Source organism: Streptomyces xingningensis (genome assembly GCF_054957865.1).
Map to the genome: position 1 here is coordinate 51984 of NZ_JBDJPF010000044.1, position 6367 is coordinate 58350.

The 6367-nt window shown below is 72.1% G+C and carries 6 protein-coding genes; 5 read left to right on the plus strand and 1 reads right to left on the minus strand.

The window, feature by feature from the left end; genetic code table 11:
• Positions 1–76: 76 nt before the first annotated feature.
• Entirely contained in the window at positions 77–1390 is a 1314-nt protein-coding gene (locus ABCR83_RS22130) for an NAD(P)/FAD-dependent oxidoreductase (RefSeq protein ID WP_462696860.1), read from the plus strand.
• Positions 1391–1454: 64 nt separating this feature from the next.
• On the opposite strand, the gene ABCR83_RS22135 is transcribed toward ABCR83_RS22130, so the two are convergent.
• The gene (locus ABCR83_RS22135; protein WP_462696861.1) at positions 1455–2906 is read right to left on the minus strand and encodes a regulator; all 1452 of its coding nucleotides are present in this window, start codon (positions 2904–2906) and stop codon (positions 1455–1457) included.
• 246 nt (positions 2907–3152) lie between these two features.
• On the opposite strand from ABCR83_RS22135, the gene lipB reads away from it, so the two are divergent.
• The 4 genes from lipB to ABCR83_RS22155 all read left to right on the plus strand — a co-directional run bounded on the left by lipB (position 3153) and on the right by ABCR83_RS22155 (position 6136).
• Positions 3153–3935 (plus strand): lipoyl(octanoyl) transferase LipB, encoded by a 783-nt coding sequence (gene lipB, locus ABCR83_RS22140; RefSeq protein ID WP_462696862.1) that lies wholly within the window; start codon positions 3153–3155, stop codon positions 3933–3935.
• A 123-nt stretch (positions 3936–4058) separates the two neighbouring features.
• The gene (gene lipA / locus ABCR83_RS22145) at positions 4059–4997 is read left to right on the plus strand and encodes a lipoyl synthase (protein ID WP_462696863.1); all 939 of its coding nucleotides are present in this window, start codon (positions 4059–4061) and stop codon (positions 4995–4997) included.
• 187 nt (positions 4998–5184) lie between these two features.
• On the plus strand, positions 5185–5445 hold the full coding sequence (locus tag ABCR83_RS22150) for an SCO2195 family GlnR-regulated protein (RefSeq protein ID WP_462696864.1): 261 nt from the start codon (positions 5185–5187) through the stop codon (positions 5443–5445).
• 10 nt (positions 5446–5455) lie between these two features.
• On the plus strand, positions 5456–6136 hold the full coding sequence (locus ABCR83_RS22155) for a DUF4191 domain-containing protein (protein ID WP_462696865.1): 681 nt from the start codon (positions 5456–5458) through the stop codon (positions 6134–6136).
• The last annotated feature ends 231 nt before the right edge of the window (positions 6137–6367 follow it).

A 6367-nucleotide genomic window follows, 5' to 3' on the forward strand; every position in this document is an offset into this window, starting at 1 on the left:
CGAACTCGCGCATCGTCGCAGCCCGTTGGGGGCATCACGCCCCCGAGCGAGCGGACCGACCACCCCGGGAGGGCACGTGGCCAGCAGCGCACACCACGCCGATGTCGTCATTGTGGGAGCCGGGCTCGCCGGCCTCTCCGCGGCGCATCAGCTCACCAACGCTGGCGTAACAGTCACGGTTCTGGAGGCCGCCCCCCAGCCGGGCGGCCGAATGACCACGGACCAGGTCGACGGCTTCCGGCTGGACCGCTCGGGCCAGCTGCTCAATACCTCGTTCCCCGATCTCCTGCGCACCCCCGGCCTGGGCGCGCTCACCCTGCGCCCGTTCATCCCGGGTGTGCTGGTCCATGCCGACGGCCGCAACCACCGCATCGGCGAAACCCGGGGCGCCAAGCGGGCGTTCACCACCGCCCGCGCCCTGGCCACGGCCGCCCGCGCGTCCCGCACCGCGGGCCTGGACCAGGCCCGGCTCGGCTCGGCACTGGCCCGCCTCGCCGCGCTGCCCGTCGACCGGATGCTCGCCCGGCCCGACCGGCCCACGGCCGCCACCCTCACCACCCGCGGCCTGCCCGCCCGTACGGTCGAGGGCTTCCTCCGCCCCCTCCTCGCCTCGCTGCTCTCCGACCCGGAACTCACCACCTCCAGCCGGTGCGCGGACCTGGTCCTGCGCGGCTTCGCCCGGGGCCGGCTCTGCATCCCGGCGGGCGGCGCGGGCACCATCCCGGCCCTGCTGGCGGCCCTGCTGCCACCGGAGACGGTCCGCAGCGGGGTGCACGCCACCGCCGCGTGCACCACCTCCGTCAGCACCGCCGCACACGGCGAGTTCCGGTGCCGCTCGGTGGTGGTGGCCACCGGCGCCCGGGCCGCGGCCGAACTGCTCCCCGGGCTCCGGCTGCCCGGCTTCCACCCGGTGACCGTCCTGCACCACACCACGGACGCACCGCCGCCCCGGGACGCCTCGCTGATCCTGACCGCCGGCCGCGGCGGTCCGGTGGCGCACACCACCGTCGCCAGCGAGGTGGACCCCGAACGAGCGCCCGCCGGGCGGGCCTTGGTGACCTCCACCGTCCTCGGCGCCGAGGCGGCCACGCCGGTCGCGGAGCTGGACCGCGCGGCCCGGGCCCAGCTCGCGCGCGTCTACGACCTGCAGCCCGGCGACTTCTCCCTGCTCGCCGCGCATCACGACCCCGACGCGGTCCCGGCCATGCCGGCGCCGCACGATGTGCGACGGCCGGTGCGGCTGCTGTCCGGGCTGTATGTCTGCGGTGACCACCGGGACACCAGCACGGTCCAGGGGGCCCTGTTCTCCGGCCGCCGGGCCGCCCAAGCGCTCCTGCGCGACCTGGGCATCAGGCCGGGCTACGGCGCACCGGCGCTGCGCGCCGCATGACCGCTGCGCTCGGCCGGCGGGTGGACGGGGCACCAGGACCGTCCACCCGACGCGGCACCGGCCCCTACAGCGCCGCCACCTTCTCCCGGTACACCCGGACGGGCCCCGCGTCCCGGTACGGCTCCAGCCTCCGCTCGAAATCCCGGACATACTCCACCGCCCGGACCGAGCGCATCTCCACCGCCGCCTGCGCCGCCTCCACACCCAGCGCACAGGCCTGCTCCAACTCGCCCAGCCCCAGCCGGGCACAGGCCAGCACCACCCGGCAGAACAGCCGGCTCCGCGCATACCCCGCGCTCCGCAGCTGCAGCGACCGCTCCGCGTGCTGCGCCGCCGCCCGCCACTGCTGCAGATCGCGATGGCAGTGCCCGAACTCGTCGGCCAGCTGCGCCTCGTCGAAGTAGCGGATCCAGTACGGCACTTCATCACCCGGCCGCGCGGCCTCCAGCGCCCGCTCGGCGCGGGCGAGCGAGGCCGAGCACGCCCGTACCTCGCCGAGCACGCCGTGCCCGCGCGCCTCCACCGCGTGCAGCAGCGACTGCACCACGGGCGCGGCGCCCGAACCGACGCCCTGCTGGGCGACCCGGGCCAGTTGCACCGCCTCCCGGCCGTGCCCGAGGTAGACGGCCTGCCGGCTCATCGTCACCAGCACATAGCTGCCGTACGCCCGGTCCCCGGCCGCCTGGGCGAGCCGCAGGGCCTGCACGTAGTACCGCTGGGCGAGACCGTGCGCGGCGATGTCGTACGACGTCCACCCGGCCAGCCGGGTCAGGTCGGCGGCCGCGCCGAACAGCCGCCGCCCGGTGGCCTCGCCATAGGTGCCGCGCAGCATCGGCTCGGCCTCGTGCTCGAGATAGCGCACCAGGGCCTGCCGTGCGTGCCCGCCGCCATAGGCGTGGTCGAGCGTGCGGAAGAGCTCGCCCACCGATCGCAGGGCCGCGATGTCCCCCATCGAGACCCGCCCGCCCGGCGCACGCTCGGCACGCTGCCGCGGCACCGTGCCCCGCGCCTGCCCGGCGGCGGCCGCCGGACCCGCGGGGCGCTCCGGCCCGGGCCCGGCACTGCGCGCCACCCGGTCGTCCGCCCGCCCGATCAGCCAGTCGCGGCTGGGCACCACCAGTCCCGCCGGAGTGAACGCGATCTTCCGCAGCTCGGTGTGGCTGCCGGAGTCCTTGCGCCACAGCCCGCTGACGATGTCAATGGCCTCCGCCGGCGAAGCGGCGAATTCCAGCCCGGCATACACCGGCGCACATGCGTCGAGGCCCAGGTCCTGCGCCGACAGCCGCCGCCCCAGCCGCCGGGTGAAGACCTCCGCGATCAGCGCCGGTGTGGTGCCGCGCGGCTGCTGGCCGCGCAGCCACCGGGTGACGGACGTCTTGTCGTAGCGCAGGTCGAGGCCGTGCTCAAGCCCTAATTGATCGACGCGACGTGCGAGCCCCGCGTTGGAGAAGCCGGCCTCCGCGATGAGCGCGGCGAGCTGGCGGTTGGGAATGCGCTGTGGGGGTCGTTCCGTCATCAACCTGCCCGGTCTCCCTGATCGCCATTCTGGAACGGCGCGAATTTAGCGGTAGCCAACGCCCCGAACGCGACCTTCGCCCCGCATTCATCCGATCGTGTGAGGACAGATCAAAGACAGATCAAATAGGCACGGAAACCGGCACCACCGGCAACTGTTCCGATCTTGCCTTGGGCCTCGCCCGGAGCCCCCGCGGAGCACCGCCGTACAGTGGCAGGGTTCGAGAAGGTCCGAAGAGGAGCTGCCGTGAGTGAGCTGCGCTTTGTCCACCTGGGGTTCGGAGCGGACGCCGTGGAGTACCAGGAGGCCTGGCAGGAGCAGCGAAGGGTGCACTCCGCGCGGTTCGCGGACGAGATCCCGGACACCTGCCTGCTGCTGGAGCACCCGGCGGTCTACACCGCGGGGCGGCGCACTGAGGACAGCGAGCGCCCCTTGGACGGCACCCCGGTCGTCGACGTGGACCGCGGCGGCAAGATCACCTGGCATGGCCCGGGCCAGCTCGTCGGCTATCCGATCCTCAAGCTGCCACGCCCGGTGGACGTCATCGCGCATGTCCGCCGCCTTGAGGAGGCCCTGATCCGCGCCTGTGCGGACCTCGGCCTGGAGACCACCCGGGTGGAGGGCCGCAGCGGGGTGTGGGTGCTGGGCGCCCCCCTGGCGGAACGTCCCGCCATTGGCGGGCTCGGCCTGGACTTCGACCCCCGGCTGGCGGACGAGGAGTTCGACGCCCGGCTGAACGGCCCGGAGTACGCCCCCTCCAACGCGGGCCAGCGCCGCGAGGACCGCAAGCTCGCCGCCATCGGCATCCGGATCGCCAAGGGCGTGACCATGCACGGCTTCGCGCTCAACTGCGACCCCGACAACACCTGGTTCGACCGGATCGTGCCCTGTGGCATCCGCGACGCGGGAGTGACCTCGCTCTCCAATGAGCTGGGCCGCCGGGTGCCCGTCGCCGAAATGCTCCCCCTGGTGGAGAAACACCTGCGGGCGGTCCTGGAGTCGGCGGAGCCGCTCCCCCGGGCCGGCTAGGACGACCCGGGCGGCGCGGCGGGAATGCGCCCCGGACCTCAGAGGTTCTCTGGGCGTAAGAACGTGTGAACGAACGGGCGTACCCTGGTGTCCGCCGAAGAATCGAAGCCATAGGGAGCCGGAGTGTCCGCTGTCGCACCCGACGGACGCAAGATGCTGCGCCTTGAGGTCAGGAACGCCCAGACCCCCATCGAGCGCAAGCCCGAGTGGATCAAGACCCGGGCGAAGATGGGCCCCGAGTACACCGAGCTCCAGGGTCTGGTGAAGCGCGAGGGCCTGCACACGGTGTGCCAGGAGGCGGGCTGTCCCAACATCTACGAGTGCTGGGAGGACCGCGAGGCGACCTTCCTGATCGGCGGCGACCAGTGCACCCGGCGCTGTGACTTCTGCCAGATCGACACCGGCAAGCCGCAGGCGCTGGACCGCGACGAGCCCCGCCGGGTGGCCGAGTCCGTCCAGGCCATGGAGCTCAAGTACGCGACGATCACCGGCGTGGCCCGTGACGACCTCGAGGACGGCGGCGCCTGGCTCTACGCCGAGACCGTGCGCCAGATCCACGGCCTGATGCCGGACACCGGCGTGGAGCTGCTGATCCCCGACTTCAACGCCAAGCCGGACCAGCTGGCCGAGGTCTTCTCCGCCCGCCCCGAGGTGCTGGCGCACAACGTCGAGACCGTCCCCCGGATCTTCAAGCGCATCCGCCCCGGCTTCCGTTACGAGCGTTCGCTCGAAGTCATCACCAGGGCCCGCGAGGCCGGCCTGGTCACCAAGTCCAACCTGATCCTGGGCATGGGCGAGGAGAGGGCGGAAATCAGCGAGGCGCTGCGGGACCTCCACGACGCGGGCTGCGAGCTCATCACCATCACCCAGTACCTGCGCCCCTCACCGCGGCACCACCCCGTCGAGCGCTGGGTCAAGCCGCAGGAGTTCGTCGAGCTGAAGCAGGAGGCGGACGAGATCGGCTACGCCGGTGTCATGTCCGGCCCCCTGGTCCGCTCCTCGTACCGCGCCGGCCGCCTCTACCAGCAGGCGATCGAGCGGCGAGGCCGAGCTGCAGCGTAGGTTGTATGTGATTTTGATGCGGCCCATATCGCCCCCGTCGGGGGCCGGTATGGGCCGCATCAACGTTTCATAGTGTTTGACCAACAGGTCATGCGTTGGTAACACCGTTCGGTGACGATGGAAGCACGCACAGCAGTACGCAGCGCTCCCCCACCTCTCACCTTTCCGCTCTCGAGGGGACACCGACATGCAGGCCGCACCCGCCGATGCGACCACGGCGACAGCCACCAGCGCTCCTTCCGCTCTTCCCGCCACGCTCTTCGTCCGCCCGCCCTCCGTCTCCGGGGCGCTGCGTGCCCTTGAGGAACTGCTGATGCGCCGTGGCCAGCGCACGGCCCGCCGCAATGCCTGGACCGCCGTGCTCGAGGACCGCCGCCGGGCCAAGGACCGGCGCGAGGCACAGCACCTGCTGGAGGCCGCGGCAGCCCCGGGTCCGCAGGCCACGTAAACTTCGCCTTATGGCGAGGAAGGAAACATCCGAGAACCCCGGGCGACTGAAGCAGATCGCCCTGACCTACAGGATGACCAAGAAGGTCGATTCAAAGGTCGGTCTTGTCGTCGCGGCTGTGGGCATTGTCACCTTCGGTGTGCTCCTCGCCATTGGCTTCTGGATCGACCACCCCATCTACCTGGGCATCCTGGGCTTCCTGCTGGCCTTCCTCGCGATGGCGATCGTCTTCGGGCGACGTGCCGAGCGTGCTGCCTTCGGGCAGATGGAGGGCCAGCCGGGCGCCGCGGCCGCGGTGCTGGACAACGTCGGCCGCGGCTGGACGACGACGCCCGCGGTGGCGATGAACCGCAGCCAGGACGTCGTGCACCGGGCCGTCGGCAAGGCCGGCATCGTGCTGGTCGCCGAGGGCAACCCCAACCGGCTCAAGAGCCTGCTGGCGGCCGAGAAGAAGCGCATGGCGCGCATCGTGGCGGATGTGCCGGTGCACGACATCGTGGTGGGCGAGGGCGAGGGCCAGGTGCCGCTCAAGAAGCTCCGCACCACGCTGCTCAAGCTGCCGAGAGTGCTGCCCGGCGCACAGGTGACGGTCGTCAACGACCGGCTGCGGGCGCTGGGAGATCTGATGAGCAATATGCCGGTGCCGAAGGGTCCGATGCCCAAGGGCATGCGGATGCCCAAGGGCCGCTGAGATCACTACAAGCTGAGATCACCACATCAGGGCGGGGCGGGGCCCCGCGGCCCCCCCCCCCCCCCAACGGTGCCAAAAGAAACAAACAAAACAACAAACAACCCCCCCCGAACACCCACAGGCACCCCCCCCCCCCCACCGTGACCCCCGACCACCACCGAGGCGTCGACCACCCCGGCCCCCCCCCCCGGCGGCCCCCCACCAGGCACCTCGACCACCACGACAACGCCA